The sequence below is a fragment of the Catellatospora sp. IY07-71 genome (assembly GCF_018326265.1).
Lineage (GTDB): Bacteria > Actinomycetota > Actinomycetes > Mycobacteriales > Micromonosporaceae > Catellatospora.
On sequence record NZ_AP023360.1, the window covers coordinates 8,011,614 to 8,030,327 of the forward strand.

At 71.9% G+C, this 18,714-nt stretch carries 16 protein-coding genes and 1 pseudogene; 8 read left to right on the forward strand and 9 right to left on the reverse strand.

Features of this window, described 5'->3' with window-relative positions; translation table 11 throughout:
• The first annotated feature begins 7 nt into the window (after positions 1–7).
• The 3 genes from CS0771_RS35895 to CS0771_RS35905 are packed head-to-tail and all read left to right on the forward strand — an operon-like array spanning position 8 to position 2,718.
• The gene (locus CS0771_RS35895) at positions 8–841 is read left to right on the forward strand and encodes a serine hydrolase (RefSeq protein WP_212846235.1); all 834 of its coding nucleotides are present in this window, start codon (positions 8–10) and stop codon (positions 839–841) included.
• Positions 842–897: 56 nt separating this feature from the next.
• Positions 898–1,986 (forward strand): mandelate racemase/muconate lactonizing enzyme family protein, encoded by a 1,089-nt coding sequence (locus CS0771_RS35900; RefSeq protein ID WP_212845122.1) that lies wholly within the window; start codon positions 898–900, stop codon positions 1,984–1,986.
• 15 nt (positions 1,987–2,001) lie between these two features.
• Positions 2,002–2,718: an NlpC/P60 family protein gene (locus CS0771_RS35905; protein ID WP_212845123.1), complete on the forward strand. Its 717-nt coding sequence runs from the start codon at positions 2,002–2,004 to the stop codon at positions 2,716–2,718.
• A 4-nt stretch (positions 2,719–2,722) separates the two neighbouring features.
• On the opposite strand, the gene CS0771_RS35910 is transcribed toward CS0771_RS35905, so the two are convergent.
• The 3 genes from CS0771_RS35910 to pnuC all read right to left on the reverse strand — a co-directional run bounded on the left by CS0771_RS35910 (position 2,723) and on the right by pnuC (position 5,677).
• Complete coding sequence (locus tag CS0771_RS35910; protein ID WP_212845124.1) at positions 2,723–3,730, reverse strand: TerC family protein; 1,008 nt, start codon at positions 3,728–3,730, stop codon at positions 2,723–2,725.
• 247 nt (positions 3,731–3,977) lie between these two features.
• Positions 3,978–5,051 (reverse strand): AAA family ATPase, encoded by a 1,074-nt coding sequence (locus tag CS0771_RS35915; RefSeq protein WP_244871234.1) that lies wholly within the window; start codon positions 5,049–5,051, stop codon positions 3,978–3,980.
• The gene (pnuC, locus tag CS0771_RS35920) at positions 5,048–5,677 is read right to left on the reverse strand and encodes a nicotinamide riboside transporter PnuC (RefSeq protein ID WP_212845125.1); all 630 of its coding nucleotides are present in this window, start codon (positions 5,675–5,677) and stop codon (positions 5,048–5,050) included. The genes CS0771_RS35915 and pnuC overlap by 4 nt, the downstream gene beginning before the upstream one ends.
• 57 nt (positions 5,678–5,734) lie before the next feature.
• Here pnuC and CS0771_RS35925 point away from each other — a divergent pair, with 57 nt between their 5' ends.
• The 3 genes from CS0771_RS35925 to CS0771_RS35935 are packed head-to-tail and all read left to right on the forward strand — an operon-like array spanning position 5,735 to position 7,475.
• The gene (locus CS0771_RS35925; RefSeq protein ID WP_212845126.1) at positions 5,735–6,034 is read left to right on the forward strand and encodes an antibiotic biosynthesis monooxygenase; all 300 of its coding nucleotides are present in this window, start codon (positions 5,735–5,737) and stop codon (positions 6,032–6,034) included.
• 12 nt (positions 6,035–6,046) lie between these two features.
• Positions 6,047–6,787 (forward strand): alpha/beta hydrolase, encoded by a 741-nt coding sequence (locus CS0771_RS35930; RefSeq protein WP_212845127.1) that lies wholly within the window; start codon positions 6,047–6,049, stop codon positions 6,785–6,787.
• Positions 6,788–6,833: 46 nt separating this feature from the next.
• Complete coding sequence (locus CS0771_RS35935) at positions 6,834–7,475, forward strand: hypothetical protein (RefSeq protein ID WP_212845128.1); 642 nt, start codon at positions 6,834–6,836, stop codon at positions 7,473–7,475.
• Between the two features lie 94 nt (positions 7,476–7,569).
• On the opposite strand, the gene CS0771_RS35940 is transcribed toward CS0771_RS35935, so the two are convergent.
• From CS0771_RS35940 to CS0771_RS35950, 3 genes are all read right to left on the reverse strand, one after another.
• On the reverse strand, positions 7,570–7,743 hold the full coding sequence (locus CS0771_RS35940; protein WP_212845129.1) for a hypothetical protein: 174 nt from the start codon (positions 7,741–7,743) through the stop codon (positions 7,570–7,572).
• A 236-nt stretch (positions 7,744–7,979) separates the two neighbouring features.
• The gene (locus tag CS0771_RS39550) at positions 7,980–8,849 is read right to left on the reverse strand and encodes a GNAT family N-acetyltransferase (protein WP_212845130.1); all 870 of its coding nucleotides are present in this window, start codon (positions 8,847–8,849) and stop codon (positions 7,980–7,982) included.
• 109 nt (positions 8,850–8,958) lie between these two features.
• On the reverse strand, positions 8,959–11,001 hold the full coding sequence (locus tag CS0771_RS35950; RefSeq protein WP_244871235.1) for an endo-1,4-beta-xylanase: 2,043 nt from the start codon (positions 10,999–11,001) through the stop codon (positions 8,959–8,961).
• Positions 11,002–11,277: 276 nt separating this feature from the next.
• On the opposite strand from CS0771_RS35950, the gene CS0771_RS35955 reads away from it, so the two are divergent.
• On the forward strand, positions 11,278–11,838 hold the full coding sequence (locus CS0771_RS35955; protein ID WP_244871236.1) for a hemerythrin domain-containing protein: 561 nt from the start codon (positions 11,278–11,280) through the stop codon (positions 11,836–11,838).
• 88 nt (positions 11,839–11,926) lie between these two features.
• On the opposite strand, the gene uvrB is transcribed toward CS0771_RS35955, so the two are convergent.
• On the reverse strand, positions 11,927–14,077 hold the full coding sequence (uvrB, locus tag CS0771_RS35960) for an excinuclease ABC subunit UvrB (protein ID WP_212845132.1): 2,151 nt from the start codon (positions 14,075–14,077) through the stop codon (positions 11,927–11,929).
• 388 nt (positions 14,078–14,465) lie between these two features.
• Between uvrB and CS0771_RS35965 the strand changes: the two genes are divergently transcribed.
• The gene (locus tag CS0771_RS35965; protein ID WP_212845133.1) at positions 14,466–16,211 is read left to right on the forward strand and encodes a hypothetical protein; all 1,746 of its coding nucleotides are present in this window, start codon (positions 14,466–14,468) and stop codon (positions 16,209–16,211) included.
• Between the two features lie 126 nt (positions 16,212–16,337).
• Here CS0771_RS35965 and coaE read toward each other — a convergent pair.
• Both coaE and rpsA read right to left on the reverse strand, forming a co-directional pair.
• Positions 16,338–16,925, reverse strand: a pseudogene (coaE, locus tag CS0771_RS35970) (dephospho-CoA kinase); the annotation flags it as partial.
• 199 nt (positions 16,926–17,124) lie between these two features.
• A complete protein-coding gene (gene rpsA, locus CS0771_RS35975; protein ID WP_203741207.1) occupies positions 17,125–18,606 on the reverse strand; it encodes a 30S ribosomal protein S1 in 1,482 nt (493 codons plus the stop codon).
• Between the last annotated feature and the right edge of the window lie 108 nt (positions 18,607–18,714).

Sequence of the window (18,714 nt, forward strand, 5' to 3'; positions counted from 1 at the left end):
AGACGTGATCACGCTGCAGAGCCTGGCTCCCGAACTCGACGCCTTCCCCGGCACCGCATCCGTCTGGTGCGGCCCGCTCGACGGGCCGGCGCGATACGCCCGGGAGGCCAGCGCGCTGCACTACGCGGCCAGCACGATGAAGGTCGGCGTGATGGCCGCCGCCTGGCGCGCCGCCGAGGCCGGCCGGCTGGACCTGGACGCCGAGATCTCCGTGCACAACGAGCACGTCTCGGCCGCGCCCGGCGGACCGGCCTACGCCAACGACCCGGCGTACGACAGCGATCCGCAGGTCTGGGACCGGGTGGGCGGCAAGGCCCCGCTGCGCTGGCTGATCACGCGGATGATCGTGCGTTCCTCCAACCTGGCCACCAATCTGGTGCTCGGCGCGCTCGGCCCGAACGAGCAGGCGTTCGCGCAGGTCAACGACGTGTGGCGGCTGGCCGGGGCGACCCGCGCGCACACCGACCGCGGCATCGAGGACTACCCGGCGCGCGACGGCGGCATCAGCAACGAGGTCACCGCCGCGGACCTGGCCGCGCTGTTCGGCGCGCTGCACGGCGGCCGGCTCGCCTCGGCCGAGGGATCGGCCGCGATGGTGGACATCCTGTCCGCCCAGGAGTGCCGCGACGACCTGCACCGGGGCCTGCCCGAGGGCACCCGGGTGGCGCTGAAGAACGGCTGGGTGACCGGCGAGCGGCACAGCAGCGCCCTGATCTACCCGGCGGACGCGCCGCCGTACCTGCTGGCGGTCTGCACCACCGGTGACGTCCCGGACGGCGAGGCCTGCGCCCTGCTGGGCCGGATCGCCGCGGCGAGTTGGGCGCAGCGCGGAGCGAGCTGACCGGAACCACGGAACGGGGCTTCTGCGGTACCGGTTTCGGACGTAGGGTCGGTGGCGTGTCGATCACCGCAGTCCGCACCCACCGCGTCTCCGCCCCGCTGCACACCCCGTTCGTGACGGCGCTGCGCCGGGCCACCGCCGTCGAGACGCTGCTGGTGGAGATCGTCGACGCGGACGGGCGCTCCGGCTTCGGCGAGGCGCCGCAGGTGTGGGCGGTGACCGGGGCGAGCATCGCGGGCTCGCAGGCGTGCGTCGCGGAGATGATGGCGCCGCTGCTGGTCGGCCGCGACCCGGACGACCTGGCCGCGAGCTGCCGCGAGGTGGCCCGCGCGGTGGTCGGCAACGAGGCCGCCAAGATGGCGGTGGACGTGGCGCTGCACGACCTGGCCGCGCGCCGCCTGGACATCCCCCTGGTACGACTGCTCGGCGGCACGAGCCTGACCGTGCCCACCGACGTGACCCTGTCCGCGGGCGAGGCGGGCGCGCTGGCGGTCACCGCCAAGCAGCGTGTCGCCGAGGGCTTCACGGTGCTGAAGCTGAAGGTCGGCACGGACGCCGCTGGCGACCTGAACCGCGTCCGCGCCGTCTGCGAGGCCCTCGACCCCGGCGTCACCCTGCGCCTGGACGCCAACCAGGGCTGGACGCCGCGCGACGCGGTGCGCATCCTCGACCGCATCGCGGCGCTGGAGCTGCCGGTCGAGCTGGTCGAGCAGCCGGTCGCCCGGCACGACCTGGACGGGCTGGCCTGGGTCAGCGCCCGCAGCGCGCTGCCGATCATGGCCGACGAGTCGGTGTTCGGCCTGCGCGACCTGGTCGAGGTGATCCGCCGCCGGGCGGCCGACCTGGTCAACGTCAAGCTGGCCAAGTGCGGCGGGCTCAGCACCGCGCGCACCCTGCTGGAGCTGGCCGCCGCGCACGGGCTGGGCACCTGCGTCGGCTCCATGATGGAGGGGCCGGTCGGCATCGGCGCCGCGGCGAGCCTGGTCGCGGCACACCCGACCACCATCGTCAGTGACCTCGACGCGGCCTGGTGGCTGGCCGAGCCGCCGGTGTCTGGCGGATGCCGCTACGAGGGTGCGACCGTGGTACTACCCGACGCCCCCGGACTGGGCGTGTCGATCCCACAACGGAGCGCAGCCGACTGAAGCGAGGTACCCGGCATGAAGATCGCGACGGTGACCGCCCCGGTGGCGACCCTGTGGTCACGCCCTGACGCGCCCCGGCCGGGCGTGGACGCGGCGGTGTTGGGGCCGCACAGCGACCCGCGCTCGTGGGTCGCCGGGCTGGACGACGAGGGCCGGATGTATCACGGCGTGCTGACCCAGCTGCTGCACGGCGAACAGGTGCTGGTCGAGGAGGTGCGCGGCGGCTGGGCCCGGGTGGTGGCCACCGCGCAGCCCGCCGCGAAGCTCGACCCGCGCGGCTACCCCGGCTGGCTGCCGCTCGACCAGCTCAGCGTGCGCGCCGAGAGCGGTGACGGCCCGCTGGGCGAGCGGGACCGGGTGGCAGCGCTGGCGGCGGCCCGCTCCCTGCTCGGGGTGACGTACGTCTGGGGTGGCCTGACGCCGTACGGCATCGACTGCTCGGGGCTGGTGCACCTGGCCTTCCGCCAGCTGGGCGTCACCGTGCCGCGGGACGCGAGCGATCAGCGCAGCGCCGTGCCGGACCTCGCCCTCGGCAGCGAGCAGCCGGGCGACCTGTACTTCTTCGCCGACGCGAGCGGCCACATCGACCATGTGGGCTTCGTGGCGGCCGCCCCGCGGGACGGCGCCCGCTTCGTGCTGCACGCGTGCAGCGTCAACGGGCGGGTGGTGCTGGAGGAGATGCCGCCGGCCCGCACCGCCGCGCTGGCGGGTGCGGGCCGGGTGGGCGGCTGAGCCGTCAGCCGACCGGCGTCGGCGTCTTCTCCGCGTCGTTCTTCGCCTCGCGGGAGGACTTGATCAGGCTGGCCACGGTGGCCACGGCCAGGATGCCGATGATCACGCTGAGCGAGACGCCGATGCTGATGTGCGGCACGGCGGTGATCGGCTGGCCGTCGTTGATGAACGGCACGTTGTTGCCCGCCAGCGCCTCCATGATCAGCTTCACGCCGATGAAGCCGAGCACCGCGGCGAGGCCCAGCGACAGGTACACCAGCCGGTCCAGCAGGCCGCCCAGCAGGAAGTAGAGCTGGCGCAGGCCCATCAGGGCGAACACGTTGGCGGTGAAGACCAGGAACGGCTCCTTGGTAAGGCCGAAGATGGCCGGGATGGAGTCGAGCGCGAAGATCAGGTCGGTGGTGCCGATCGCGATCATCACGATGAGCATCGGCGTGAAGATCCGCTTGCCGGCCTGCACCGTGGTCATCTTCGCACCGTCGTACTCCTTGCTGATCGGCAGCACCCGGCGGCTCCAGCGGATGAGCGCGTTCTCCTTGAAGTCCGACTCGTCGCTCTCACCGTGCTTGGTCAGCGTCCACGCGGTGTAGATCAGGAACACGCCGAAGATGTAGAACACCCACACGAACCGCGACACCAGCGCGGCGCCCGCCGCGATGAACGCACCACGCATGACCAGCGCCAGCACGATGCCGATGAGCAGCACCTTCTGCTGGTAGATGCGGGGCACCGCGAACCTGCTCATGATGATCACGAAGACGAACAGGTTGTCCACGGAAAGGCTGTACTCGGTCACCCAGCCGGCGAAGAACTCCTGGCCGTACTGCGTACCGTGGCTGTAGAAGATCCAGGCGCCGAACGCGCAGGCCAGCGCCACGTAGAAGACCACCCAACCGGTGGCCTCCTTCATCGAAGGCTCATGCGGCCGACGCCCGATGATCAGCAAGTCGAAGGTCAGCAGCGCCAGCAACCCGATGAGGGTGGCGGCCCATTCCCAAGTGGACACGTTCATATAAACAGACCTCCGGTCGGCATGATTCTTGCCCCGGAGGTCTCTCCTGCCACCGGTGCAACACCGATGACCGACGGTGCCGGGATCACACCAGGCCTGTGCTGGCCGGGGGGAGCCGTGCTGACGACACCGTCGTGAGGGATACTCCCCTCCCGCGTCTCTCTATTGTTTACCACGCCGCGCGCACTGCCCAGCCAGGGTCGCCCGCATGGCCGAGCGACCGGGTCAGCCGGGGCGTCCACGCAGGTCAGCCGAGTGGTGCGGCGAGGTCCCAGCCCGCGCTCAACAGCCTGTCGCACGCCTCCACCGCCATCCGCAGCCGGGCCCCGTGTGATCCGTTCAACTCCACGACCGGCACCCGGGACGCGGCCAGCACCTCGCGGAACCGGCCGGTCATCCACCCTCGCAGGTGCTCGCCGTCGCGAAGGCCGTCGTCGTCGAACGGCACCCCGACAGGCGAGGTCAGCAGGTACAGGTCGGGACGCCGGGCGGCAGCCCGGACCTCCGGTGACGAACTGCCCAGGTAGCGCTCCTCCCAAACCTGAGTGGCGAGCGCGTCGGTGTCGCAGACCAGCAGCGGCGAGCCGGCCCGCGCGGCGGCGTCCTCCGCCGCCGACTGCTCCCGGGCCACCTCGGTGAAGTCGGCCCGGTCCCAGGTGACGTCGAACACGGTGGCGCCCGGATCGGCGGCGCGCAGCGCGGCCAGCTTCCGCTCGGTCAGCTCCCGGCCGTACTCGGGCACCCATCGGGTGTCCGCCCACACCCCGCCCCGGGCGGCGTAGTGCCCGGCCAGCGCCGCCGCCATGGTGGTGGTCCCGGTCGACTCGGCCCCGAGCACCACCACCCGCCGGGTGAACCAGGCCCGCACGGGCGCGGACAGCTGCCCCCAGTGCGCCACCGGGTCGGCGCGTACCGCCGTGCCCGACACCGGGAAGGCCAGCCGCGGCGCGTCCACCTCCACGTGCACCGCGCCGAACCGCCGGGCCAGCTCGTCGCCGTACTTCTCCGAGCTGAACACCGCGTCCACCGGGTCGGGGCCCACCGCCTCGCGGAACACGGCGCAGTGCGCGTCCCACACGGCCGGGTCGGCGTAGTCGATCCGGGTGTCGTCGTGACGCCCCGCGAAGCGCACCCACGGGGTGTCCGCGTGCTCCTCGCGCAGCCACGCCAGCCGCGTCTCCAGCGGGATCGACTCCCTGCTCGACGGCGCCACCACCACGGTTACCGCGGCGCAGGCCGCGGCGGCGGCCCGGATCAGGTGATGGTGCCCGGCGTGCGGCGGGTAGAACTTGCCCACCACCATGCCGTGCCGGTACGTCACGCCGGCACCGGCTCGGCCACGCGCCCCCGCAGCGCGCGCTGCCAGGACAGCAGCCCCGCCACGCACAGGCCCAGGAACACCACGTACAGCGCGCCGGTCAGCCACAGGCCCTTGTAGAGGTACAGCGGGATGTAGATCAGGTCCGCGACGATCCAGATCCACCAGCTCTCCAGCTTCTTGCGGGTCTGCAGGTACGTCGCGACCAGCGACAGCACCGTGGTCAGCGCGTCGGGCAGCGGCACCGTGGAGTCGGTGGCCCGGTCCAGCAGCAGCCACAGCGCGGCCGTCGCCAGCAGGCCCACCACGGCGAGCACGGTCCACTCGGCACGCGTGGTGCGCGACACCTCCAGCCGGGCGCCGTCCGCGCCCCGGCGCAGCCACTGCCACCAGCCCAGCAGGCCCAGCGCCACGTACACCAGCTGCAGGCCGGCGTCGGCGTACAGGCCGTAGGTCCAGAACACGACCAGCAGCAGAAGCACGTTGAGGATGCCGACCGCCCAGTTCGCCACGTTCTGGCGGACCAGCAGCCAGACGTTGAGCACGCCGGTCAGGAAGCCGAGCACCTCGGCCCAGGTCATCGGCGTGTCCCGGACGGTGAACGCGGTGCTGAGCAACCAGTCGAGCATGGGCGCCACCCTAGGGCACCCACACCACCCCGCCTCGGGCGTGCGAGGATCATCACCATGGTGCTCGAGGTTGCCCTGATCGACGTCCAGCCCGGCCAGGAGGACGCGTTCGCCTCGGCGTACGCGCAGGCCCGCCCGTGGCTCGCGGACACCGAAGGCTGCATCACCGTCCGGATGACCCGCGGCGTGGAGTCGCCGTCGCGGTTCGTGCTGCTGGTCGAGTGGGACTCGATCGAGGCGCACGAGAAGAACTTCCGCGCCACCGACCGCTTCAACCAGTGGCGCGGCATCATCGGCCCGTTCTTCGCCAAGCCGCCGGTCGTCGAGCACTTCCTTGACGTCCCGGCCGCCGGCTGACCCTTTCCGCTCATGACCGACCGCGTGCTCACCACGTCCGACGGCGTGCCCATCGACGCCCACCACGACGAGGGCGACCGCGCGCTCGCGATCGTGATCGCGCACGGCTTCACCGGCTCCTGGCGGCGCGAGTCGGTGCGCCGCGCCGCGGGCGTCCTGGGCCGGCACGGCGGCGTCATCAGCTTCGACTTCCGCGGGCACGGCCGCTCCGGCGGCCTGTCCACGGTCGGCGACCTGGAGATCCACGACGTCGAGGCGGCCGTGGCCTGGGCCCGCGAGCTGGGCTACCGCCGCATCGTCACGGTCGGTTTCTCCATGGGCGCCTCGGTCGTGGTGCGGCACGCCGCGCTGATCCGCGGCGTGGACGCCGCCGTAGCGGTCAGCGGCCCCGCCCGCTGGTACTACCGCGGCACCCCGCCGATGCGCCGGGTGCACTGGGTGCTGGAGCGGCGGCTGGGCCGCCTGGTCGGCCGGGTCGCGCTGCGCACCCGCATCGCGCGCGGCGGCTGGGACCCGGTCCCGGAGCCGCCGTACGCCGTCGCCGGGCTCATCTCCCCCATCCCGCTGCTGGTGGTGCACGGGGACGCCGACGCGTACTTCCCGGTCGAGCATGCGCACCAGATCTTCGACAACGCCGCCGAGCCGAAGGAGCTGTGGCTGGAGCCCGGTTTCGGCCACGCCGAGAACGCCGCCTCGGCCGAGTTGCTGGCCCGGATCGGCGACTGGGCCGCCGAGCACGCCGTCCGGCGGTAGTCCGACCGGGCTGCGGCGGCTCGCCCGTCCGGTTAGGTTGGTCGGCATGTACGGCGACGAACGCCTCGCCCGTGCGAGCGAGCGCTACGAGACCGCCGTGTTCGGCGGCGACACCACGGCGACCACCGCGGCCCACGGCGACCTCGACAGCCTGGAGGCGGATCTGGCGCTGGCCCGCGGCCGCCTGCTGCACGCGGACTACCTGCACCAGCGCCAGGAGGACCCGGCGGAACTGGCCTCGTTCGAGCGCGCCGCCGAGCTGTACCAGCGGCTCGGCGACGGGCGCGGCGAGGGCGAGGCGCTGTTCTGGCTCGGCTGCTTCCACCAGGTCGTGCGCGACGACGCGGCCGTCGCGGTGCCGCTGCTGGAGCGGGCATACCGGCTGGCCCGGGCAACCGGGGACGAGCTGACCATGTCGTACGCCGTGCGCCACCTCGGCTTCGCCGACCTCGAGGCGGGCGATCGCGAAGCGGGCCGGGCCAAGCTGGAGGAGTCCGCGCGACTGCGCCGCGAGCTGGACTTCCAGCCCGGTCTCGCGGCGGCGCTGCTCGCCCTGGCGCAACTGGCCTACGAGGACGATCGCGACGACGAGGGCGCCGCGTTGCTGGCCGAGGCGCGGGACGTGGCCGCCCGCAGCCGGGCCCACGGCGTGCTCGCCTGGATCGACGCGGCCCGCAACCGGGCCTGACCGCCGCGGGTTTGTCGGCGCGGGCGCTGGTCCGTGCAGCGCCCGCGCCGGCGGTCCCGGTCGCGTCCCGGCCCTGCGGCCGGCCGCGCACCGGTCATCGGGTCGCCGCCATCATGTTGATCAGCAGCCGTTCGCGAATGGCCGTGACGACCATGGTGGACGTGCTCCAGCCCGTCTCCACCGTGATCCGCCGTTCCTCGGCCAGCAGCGAGCGTGCCGCCTGCTCCTCATCCGGCGACGTGGCACTACGGTGCCTGGTTTCGTGCATCGGACCTCCTCGGTGGTGCCGAGAGGCGAGGACACCGGCAGCGAAGCAGCCCGGAGAGCACTGTCGCGAACCGCCCCACTGTTCGTGGGCGTCGCGCCCGTTCCGCAAGGGGAGGCGGGCGGTCCCCATCGACCGCTCGTCGCGGAACCAGACGGCCCCTCCACCCTCCTATAACCGCGTCACCGCCGCGATAACCTCGATCCCGTGACAGGATCCGCGCGGCGACGTCACGCCGATCAGCGTGCCGAGGCCGGGCGGGTGAAGCGGGCCCGTCTGCCCAGGACGGTGAACCCGAGACGCCGGTAGAGGTCCGCGGCGACCGGGTTGTCGACGTTCACGTCGAGCAGCATCTCGGACGCGCCGTCGGCGGCCGCGGCCCGCAGCGCGGCCGTGGTCAGCGCCGCGCCGACACCCCGGCCGCGCGCGGCGGGCGTCGTGCCGACCTGCACCAGCCAGCCGTCGCCGCACACCACGAAGCCGAGATCGGCGCCGGACGCGTCGACCGCGAGCAGCGACCACGGCGGGCGGAAGTCGTCGTCGACCAGCCACCCGGTCCACTGCTCCTGGTCCCAGTCCGGGAAGCCCGGCCGCTCCGCGAAGGCCGCCCGGTACGCCGCGTGGAAGCGGCTCACCGTGTCCGGCGCCCAGCCGGCCAGGCGCACCCCCGCCGGCAGTGGCACGTCCGGGATCTCCTTGAGGTCGTGGCGCATCACGTCCTCGGCGAACGACATGGTCAGGCCGCGGTCGGCGAACAGCGCGGCCGCGCCGTCGGTCAGCGACTCGGTCTCCATGACGTCCGCGCCGCCCAGGCACCAGTCCAGCGCGGCGACGCCCAGGCCCCGCCCACGGGCGGCCGGGTCGACCAGCGCGGTGCCGGTGACGGTGCCGCCGGTGGGCCGGATCGCGGCGGCGGCGACCAGCGTGCCGTCCGGGTCGTACGCGCCGATGGCGAGCCCGCCCTCGGCGGCGTAGCGCCGGGCGGTGAAGCCCTCCCCGGCGGCCAGCGGGAGCCCGCCGTCGGCGGCGAGGCAGCGGGCGGCCAGGCGGGAGACCGCCGGGACGGCGTCGGCTGCCAGCGGGGCGAAGAGGGCGTCGGCATCGGTCACGGGACGCGAGCCTAGCCGGGCGCCCGGCCGCCGGCACGGCATTTGCCGGCCGCGGGCCACAACTTCTGGGTTGTAGCTACAACCCAGAAGTTGTGGCCCGCCGAGAACATCAGACGGTCGCGCAGACCGTGCCGTTCAGGGTGAACGTGGCCGGCTTGGCGTTGGTGCCGCTCCAGCTGCTCAGGAAGCCGAAGGACGCGGTGCCGCCGTTGGCGCCGATGGTGCCGTTCCAGGCCGCGTTGGTGATCGTGACGTTCGCGCCGCTCTGCGCGTACGTGCTGCTCCAGGACTGGTTGATCACCTGACCGTTGGCGAACGTCCAGCGCAGCTGCCAGCCGTTGACCGCCACCGCGCTCGCGTTCGTGATCACCACGTCAGCCTGGAACCCGGAGTTCCACTGGTTGGTGACCGTGTACTTGACCCGGCATCCCGAGGGGATGGTGGACCCGCTCGGCACCGGGCTCGGGCTGGCGCTCGGCGAAGCACTCGGTGACGCACTGGGCGACGCGCTCGGGCTGGCCGACGCGCTGGGGCTGGCCGACGGGGACGCCGGGCCGGACGCGGTCGGCGAGGCGCTGCCGATGATCGCCCAGTACGCCGGCTTGGCCTGCAGCTGCACGTCGAACAGCAGCGGGAAGTCCTTGCGGCTCACCGGGTAGCTGTCCAGCCAGGTCTCGTCGTCGGCCAGGCCCCACAGCGTCACCGAGGTGATGTCGGCCTTGTACTTGCGATACACGTCGAACCAGGCCTTGTAGCGCGCGGCCTGGCCGGCCAGCCGGTCCGCGGGCGGGGTGGTGAAGCTCTCCGAGGAGCTGGTGTAGATGCTGGTGTCCATCTCGGTGATCTGCTGCTCGACGCCGAGCGGGATGAACTTGGCGATCATCGCGTCGGTCTCGGCCCCGGTCGGCCAGTTGATGTTGCCGTGCTGCTGGTGGCCGACGCCGTCGATCGGCACACCCTCGGCCTTGAGCTGGGCGACCAGGTTGTAGAGCTTGTCCCGCTTGTTCGTGACGTTGGTGTTGTAGTCGTTGATGAACAGCTTCGCGTTCGGCGCCACCTCCCGGGCGACCCGGAACGCGGTGCGGATGTAGTCCAGGCCGGTGATGTTGAACCAGGTGCTGCGGCGCAGGCCGTCGGACTGGTTCTCGTCGATGACCTCGTTGACCACGTCCCAGGCCGAGATGTCGCTCGCGTAGCGGGCGCCCAGGGCGCGGATGTGCGCCTCCAGGCGGGCCAGCAGCAGCGTCTTGTCGGCCGCGGTCGCGGTCATCGGCTGCCCGTTGGCGTCGTTGAACACCCAGGCCGGGGTCTGGTTGTGCCACACGAACGTGTGCCCGCGCACCTTCATGGCGTTGGCCCGGGCGAACGCCACGATCGCGTCGGCGTCGGTGTAGTTGAACGTGCCCTCGACGGGCTGGATGGTGTCCCATTTCATCGCGTTGCCCGCGGTGACCGAGTTGAAGTGCTTGGCCAGCAGCTGGCCGCGCTCGCCGAGCAGCTGCGGGCGGCCCACCGCCGCGCCGATCGGGAAGTCGTTCGCGAACACCGTCTTCAGCGACGGGATGCCGGTCTGGATCGGGTCCGGCGGCTGGTACGACAGCGTGAAGTCGTCGATGTGGAACGACGCCGTCCCGCTGACCGTCTCGACGTACACGGCGAAGAAGTCGGCGTCGTTGGCCAGCGTGTAGCCGCCGGTCAGCTGCGTCCAGCCGCTCTCGCTGACGGTGGTGCTGTTGACCACCTGCTCGTAGCTGGCGGTGCCCTGCCAGCGCCGCTCGACGCTCATCCGCACCTGCACCGACCCGGCGCCGGCCGCGGCCCGCGCCCAGACCGAGTAGGTGTAGCGGGTGCCCTTGGTGACCGTGGCCAGCAGGTCCTTGCTGGGGCCGTTCCAGGCCGCGGTGCGGCCGGCGGTGAGCAGGCTGGACGTGCCGCTGTGCGCGGCGGCGGTGCTCACCGCGACGGTCTCGACGGTGCCGCGCCGGGCCCAGCCCTGCACGGTGCCGTCCTCGAAACCGCTGGTCAGCACGGTCACCGGGTCGGCGGCGCGGGACGGGGTGGGGATGGAGGCGACCACGACCGCGAGCGCGGACAGGGTCAGCATGAGTGCGCCGAGCGTGAACCGCCCGGCTCTGGAGGTGAGTGTGGACACTGTGGGGATCCTGTTCCGGGAGCAGACACGCGTGGACGCGACACACACCACTGCCCTTGGCGGCCGGATTGACCACGCCGGATGAGGACCGCCGAAGCCCGGAGGCGATCACCGTCGATGCTATGAGGTGCGCCGAGCGCCCGTCAAACGGCCCCAGGTTTGCCTCCCGGCGCACCCGGGTAGAGCCGGGCCATGAGCGTTGACCTGCCACCGCTTCCGCCTCTGTCCCCAGAGGCCGAGGCCGCGTACACCCCCGCCGGCCAGAGCATCGTCGACATGCTGGCAGACGAGCACCGGCAGATCACCCGACTCTCGGCGGAGCTGGCGACCGAAGCGGCGACGGCCTCGCCGTCCCGGCGGCGCCAGGTCGCCGAGGTGGTGACCGCCGTCGTCAGCCGGCACCTCGCGGCCGAGGAGCAGTACCTGCTGCCCGCGGTCCGTGAGCTGTTCCCCGACGGCGACGACCTGGCCAACCGGGAGCTCGCCGAGGACGGCGCGATCCTGCAGGTGCTGCAGACCCTGTCGGTCACGCCGGCCGAGGACGACGGCTTCCAGCGCCTCGCCCTGGAAGTCGACGCCCACCTGCGCCGCCACACGCACACCGCCAACCGCAAGATCCACGGTCGGCTGAAGGAGCTCGCCAACGACGACGAGCTGATCCGCCTGGGCAACCGGGCCGCGATCGCCGAGGAGTCGGCCGGCACCCGGCCGCACCCGAAGACCCCGAACACCCCGCCGTGGAACAAGCTGGTGGACCCGATCGTCGGCGTGGCGGACAAGATCCGTGACGCGGTCACCGGCCGCCCCACCTACCCCGACCAGCTCGACCCGAAGTGACCTGCGGCGGACACCCTCCCCGGCCCGCCGCAAGATCGAGGCTCCGTTCCCGAACTTCGTGAACGGAGCCTCGATCTCGTATCAGCCGTCAGGCGGCGGCGTCCATCTGCCGCAGCTCCTTCTTGAGCTCGGCGATCTCGTCGCGGATGCGGGCGGCGAGCTCGAACTGCAGCTCGGCCGCGGCGCCGAGCATCTGCTCGTTGAGATCGCCGATCAGCTTGGTCAGCTCCACCCGGGCCATGCCCTCGGTGGCGGCCACCACCGCGCCGCGCTTCTCCGAGGTGGTACGCGACTTCGAGCGCGTGCCGGGCACCGGCGCCTTGCCGCGCGACATCTGCCGGCCCGACCCGCCGATGATGTGCCCGCCGGGCCCGTGCCCGGCCAGCGCGGTGTCGGTGTCCTCGGCCTCGCGGTAGATGTCGTCCAGGATGTCGTGGATCTTCTTGCGCAGCGGCTGCGGGTCCACCCCGTTGGCCTCGTTGTACGCCACCTGCTTGGCGCGGCGCCGGTCGGTCTCCTCGATCGCCGCCGCCATCGACGGGGTGATCTTGTCGGCGTACATGTGGACCTCGCCGGACACGTTACGGGCGGCCCGGCCGATGGTCTGGATCAGCGAGGTGCCGCTGCGCAGGAAACCCTCCTTGTCCGCGTCGAGGATCGCCACCAGCGACACCTCGGGCAGGTCCAGGCCCTCGCGCAGCAGGTTGATGCCGACCAGCACGTCGAACTCGCCGATGCGCAGCTCCTTGAGCAGCTCGACCCGGCGCAGCGTGTCCACCTCGGAGTGCAGGTAGCGCACTCGGATGCCGTTCTCCAGCAGGTAGTCGGTGAGGTCTTCGGCCATCTTCTTGGTCAGCGTGGTGACCAGGACCCGCTCGTCGCGCTCGGTGCGCAGCCGGATCTCGTGCATCAGGTCGTCGATCTGGCCCTTGGTCGGCTTCACCACCACCTGCGGATCGACCAGGCCGGTCGGGCGGATCACCTGCTCCACGAACTCGCCCTGCGCCTGCTGCAGCTCCCACGGCCCCGGGGTGGCCGACAGGAACACCATCTGCCCGACCCGCTCCAGGAACTCGTCGAAGCGCAGCGGCCGGTTGTCCTGCGCGCTGGGCAGCCGGAACCCGTGCTCGACCAGCACCCGCTTGCGCGAGGCGTCGCCCTCGTACATGCCGCCGATCTGCGGGATGGTCACGTGCGACTCGTCGATGACGGTGATGAAGTCGTCGGGGAAGTAGTCCAGCAGCGCGTGCGGCGGGCTGCCCTGCTCGCGGCCGTCGATGTGGCGCGAGTAGTTCTCGATGCCGTTGCAGAAGCCCACCTGGCGCATCATCTCCAGGTCGTACGTGGTGCGCATGCGCAGCCGCTGCGCCTCCAGCAGCTTGCCCTGCCGGTCCAGCTCAGCCAGCCGCTCCTCCAGCTCGGCCTCGATGCCGGCGATCGCCCGCTCCATCCGCTCCGGCCCGGCGGCGTAGTGCGTGGCCGGGAAGATCAGCAGCTGGTCGACGTCCCTGACCACGTCGCCGGTGAGCGGGTGCAGGTAGGACAGCCGCTCGATCTCGTCGCCGAAGAACTCGATGCGCAGCGCCAGCTCCTCGTACGCCGGGATGATCTCCAGCGTGTCGCCGCGCACCCGGAACGTGCCCCGGTTGAACGCCATGTCGTTGCGCGCGTACTGGATGTCCACCAGGCGGCGCAGCAGCTTGTCGCGGTCGATCTCCTCACCGACCTTGACCTTGACCGCGCGCTCCAGATACTCCTGCGGGGTGCCGAGACCGTAGATCGCGGAGACCGTCGCGACCACGATGACGTCCCGGCGGGTCAGCAGCGACATGGTCGCCGAGTGGCGCAGCCGCTCCACCTCCTCGTTGATCGAGGAGTCCTTCTCGATGTACGTGTCCGTCTGCGGGATGTACGCCTCGGGCTGGTAATAGTCGTAGTAGCTGACGAAGTACTCCACCGCGTTGTTGGGCATCAGCTCGCGGAACTCCTTGGCCAGCTGTGCGGCCAGGGTCTTGTTCGGGGCCATGACCAGCGCGGGGCGCTGCAGCTTCTCGATCAGCCACGCCGTGGTCGCCGACTTGCCCGTGCCCGTCGCGCCCAGCAGCACCGAGTGCCGGTCGCCCCGGCGCACCCGGCGGGCCAGGTCCTCGATGGCGGTCGGCTGGTCACCACCCGGCACGTAGTCGCTGATGACCTGGAACGTCCCGTCCAGGCGCGGAATCTCGGCAAGCTCCGTCATGTGCCCCAACCTACGCTCGGAGTGTGACAACCGCGCGGACGGGCATGCAGGCTGCGGTGCCAGTGTGACGGTAGGTGAGTGACCGGCTCCAATATTGCGATTGTGTGTCATCAATCACCGCGTTACCGTCATGTGGTAGGCCGTTCGCGGCGGCCGTACCGGGGAGACCGGACCTCCACACCGGCCGGTTACCACCCCTGGCGCACCGGTAGCAGCCTCGATCCGCCCCACCGCAGGATCGATGAGCGCACCGCTGCGGTCGCGCACCATGTGTGCGCCGACCGGCCGCCGCGGGCGGTCTTGACGTATCCGGGCAGCCCCGGGGCCTGTCTGCTTTTGTGACCGGTTCGGCACGTCACCTCACCCCGTTCGCCCCGTTGCACCTCCCGTGGGAACCTCGACCAACGCACGCCGCCGGATCCTCCGCCTGCTCGCCGCGGGCGGGCTGCTGCTGGGCCTCACCGCGACGCTGACCGGCGGTCTCGCCTCCTGCTCGGCGGGCAGGAAGGCCCCGCAGGAGGGCTCCCGGCCGCTGACCAAGGCCGAGCTCGACCGGCTGGCCGGCATGCGCGCCCGCAACTTCGCCGACGGCCGGGTCGGAGTGCACGGCACCGTCGGCCCCGAGAACCGGCAGACCACCGTCGACGGCTGGGTCGACTGGCAGCGCCAGCTCGTCTACCTGTCGGTGTCCGACGGCGCCACGAATAAGGGCCTGGTCCAGTCGTTCCCCGGGGTGATCGCGATCCGGCCCGGCGCGCTGCCCGACGCGGCGCCCGCACCCGAGTCCGCCCGCCGCTCCGCCGCGCCCGGCGCGTCGGCGGACCCCCAGGCCGTGCCCGCGGGCAAGCCGCCGCTGACCCCGCCCGCCGACGGCTGGCGGGTGCGCCCCATCCGGCTCGACGACGACGAGCAGCGGCCGCTGGACAATCTGGTCACGTTCCTGTTCCTGCTCGCCCGCAAGGAGGCGGACCCCGCCGGGCCGCTCGGCGAGCTGCGCAACCAGTGGGTACGCAAGGACACCTTCGACGGCGCCCCGGTGGACGTGCTGCTCGGCCCGGCGCTGCCCCCGCAGGCCGCACCCAGCCCGGCACCCTCGTCCGCCGCCCCGTCGGCAGCCGCTCCGGCGTCCGGCAGCGCCGCGCCGGACACGTCGGCCGAGCCGAGCGCCTCGGCGGGCGGGTCGGCGTCGGCGGCCACCGCGCCGCGTACCGAGGCCACCATCGCCCCCACCGGCGACGCCGCCGCCACCGGGACGGCGGACCCCACCGGGACGGCGGCGCCCGCCGCGGCGAGCACCAGCCCCCAGCCGTCCCCGGACCCGAAGTCGCTGGAGGCCAACGGCGGCGCCGTCGGCTATTGGCTGAACGGCGGCGGCGCCCTGGTGCGCCTGGAGACCGTGCTCGGCAGCGGCCTGCCCACCACGATCGACCTGCAGCGCGGGCAGCGGCACGAGTTCGTGCGCACGGCCGCGATCGGCGGCCGCGACAACGCGCCCTCGGAGATCACCAAGGCCGAGGCGAAGGTGCTGGCCCAGCTGCGCCAGCGCAACCTGAAGGCGCGCGGCGGCGAGATCACCGTCACCATGCCGGTCATGCCCGGCGCGCTGCGCACCGCGAAGGGCTGGCTGGACTGGCCGCGCCGGCTGGCCTACCTTGCCGTCCGGGACGTCGACGACGAGAGCTACGACGTGCTCATGCACGCCGACCGCACCGGCGTGGCCGTACGCAAGACCGGCAAGCGCGTGCCGGAGAAGCCGCCGCTGCCCGCGCCCACGGGCAAGTGGGAGCAGGCCGGCTGGGTCGAGCTGAGCGCCTCCGGCGAGATCACCGACCTGGACTACCTCATGTACGAGGCGCTGTCGCTGGCCGCCGGCGTGCCCGACGACGCCGAGCACATCCGCAAGCACGGCCGCCGCCTGCGGGTGGACCTGCTGGACGGCAAGCCGGTCGGGGTGTTCGAGCTGCCCACCGCCGTCGAGGCGAACGTGCCGGCGGGCCTGGCCCGGATGCGCTACTGGGTCGACAACTCCGGCGTCCTCAAGCGCCTGGAGCTGCGCACCGCCACCGGCGGCTTCGCCCAGCTCGACCTCACCTTCGACAAGCGCCCCCCAACGCTCCCCACGAAGGTCAAGTAACCCCGGGTTGCCGGCACGCCGCTCCCGCCGCCGATCTTGCGCGAACTGTTAGTGATTTGCCCGTTCAGGGCGTGTCGCACCCACAGTTCGCGCAAGATCGCCGCGCCGGAGGGTGGGTCCCGGTCAGGGGTGCAGGCGGGTGTGCCAGACGTCGTCGACCTGGGCGTGGAGCTGCTCCAGGGTGCCCTCGTTGACGATGGACACGTCGGCGACGGCGCGGCGCTGCTCGTCGGTGGCCTGGGCGGCGATCCGGGCGCGGGCGTCGGCGTCGGCCATGCCGCGGTCGCGCACCAGCCTCGCCACCCGCGTCGCCTCGTCCGCGAACACCACGATGACCAGCTCGTACTGGCCCGCCAGGTCCGCCTCGACCAGCAGCGGCACATCGTTGACGATGACGGCGTCCGCCGGCGCGGCGGCGGCCAGCTCGGCCGCACGGGCCCGTACCCGCGGGTGGATGATCGCCTCCAGGTCCCGCCGGGCGGCGTCGTCGCCGAAGACCAGCTTCCCCAGCGCGGGCCGGTCCAGCGCCCCGTCCGGCCCCAGCACCTCGGGCCCGAACCGGGCCACCACCTCGGCCAGCCCGTCCGTGCCCGGCGCGACGACCTCGCGGGCCAGGCGGTCGGAGTCGATCACCACCGCGCCCAGCTCCGCCAGCCGCGCCGCCACCGCGCTCTTCCCCGACCCGATCCCGCCGGTCAACCCCACCCATCGCACGCGCCCATGCTCCCACGTGCGGCCCGTGCCGCCCGAGCCCGCCCTAGATCACCCGACTTGCCTGGCAACTGGGCGAATGCGCGGTCAAGATACGCCCAGGTGCCAGGCAAGTCCGACGATCTTCGGCGTACGCGAAAAGGGACGGCCCCCGACTCCGGAGAGTCGGGGGCCGTCCTTCGGCTCAGTCGAGGTCGATGCCTCAGGCCTTGCCGCCGGCCAGCTTCTCGCGAAGCGCGGCCAGGGCCTCGTCGGTGGCGAGGGTGCCGCTGGGCTCCTCCGCCGCCTTGGCCGGGGCCGGGGTCGAGGTCGACACGTTGCCGGACGGAACCTCCGACGCGGCGGCCGCGTCGGCCGCGCGCGAGGTCTGCACCTGCTTGGTGTGCGCCTCCCAGCGGGCACGGGCGTCAGCGTACTGCTGCTCCCACTGCTCGCGCTGCTTCTCGTAGCCCTCGAGCCACTCGCCCGTCTCCGGGTCGAAGCCCTCGGGGTAGATGTAGTTGCCCTCGTTGTCGTACGTCGCGGCCATGCCGTAGAGGGTCGGGTCGAAGTGCTCCTCGCCCTCGACGAAGCCCTCGTTGGCCTGCTTCAGCGACAGCGAGATGCGGCGGCGCTCCAGGTCGATGTCGATGACCTTGACCATGACGTCCGAGCCGACCTGCACGACCTGCTCCGGGATCTCCACGTGGCGCTCGGCCAGCTCGGAGATGTGCACCAGGCCCTCGATGCCGTCCTCGACGCGCACGAACGCACCGAACGGAACCAGCTTGGTGACCTTACCCGGCACGATCTGCGTGATCGCGTGGGTGCGGGCGAACTGACGCCACGGGTCCTCCTGGGTCGCCTTGAGCGACAGGGAGACGCGCTCGCGGTCCAGGTCCACGTCGAGAACCTCGACCTCGACCTCGGTGCCGACCTCGACGACCTCGGACGGGTGGTCGATGTGCTTCCAGGACAGCTCCGACACGTGCACCAGGCCGTCCACGCCGCCCAGGTCCACGAAGGCGCCGAAGTTGACGATCGAGGACACGACGCCCTTGCGGACCTGGCCCTTCTGGAGCTTGTTCAGGAACTCGGTGCGCACCTCGGACTGGGTCTGCTCGAGGTAGGCCCGGCGGGACAGCACCACGTTGTTGCGGTTCTTGTCCAGCTCGATGATCTTCGCCTCGAGCTCGCGGCCGACGTACGGCTGCAGGTCGCGGACGCGGCGCATCTCGACGAGCGAGGCCGGCAGGAAGCCCCGCAGGCCGATGTCGAGGATGAGGCCACCCTTGACCACCTCGATGACGGAGCCACGAACGACGCCGTCGTCTTCCTTGATCTTCTCGATGGTGCCCCAGGCACGCTCGTACTGAGCGCGCTTCTTGGACAGGATCAGACGACCCTCCTTGTCCTCCTTCTGGAGGACAAGGGCCTCGATGTGATCACCGACGGAGACGACCTCAGCAGGGTCCACATCGTGCTTGATCGACAACTCGCGCGAGGGGATGACGCCCTCGGTCTTGTAGCCGATGTCGAGCAGGACCTCGTCCCGGTCGACCTTGACGACGGTGCCTTCGACAATGTCGCCGTCGTTGAAGTACTTGATGGTCTCGTCGATCGCGGCGAGGAAAGCCTCCTCAGAGCCGAGATCGTCGATGGTGACCCTGTTGGCGCTCGAGGTGGCCTCGATGCTGCTCGTCATGTGGACTGTTGCTCCGTCGGATGGATGTTCAGTGTGACCCAGTGGGTGTTCCACTGCCGCTCCCGCTCGCCTACGCTCCGCTTGATTTCCGTCGCGCTAGCGGGTCTG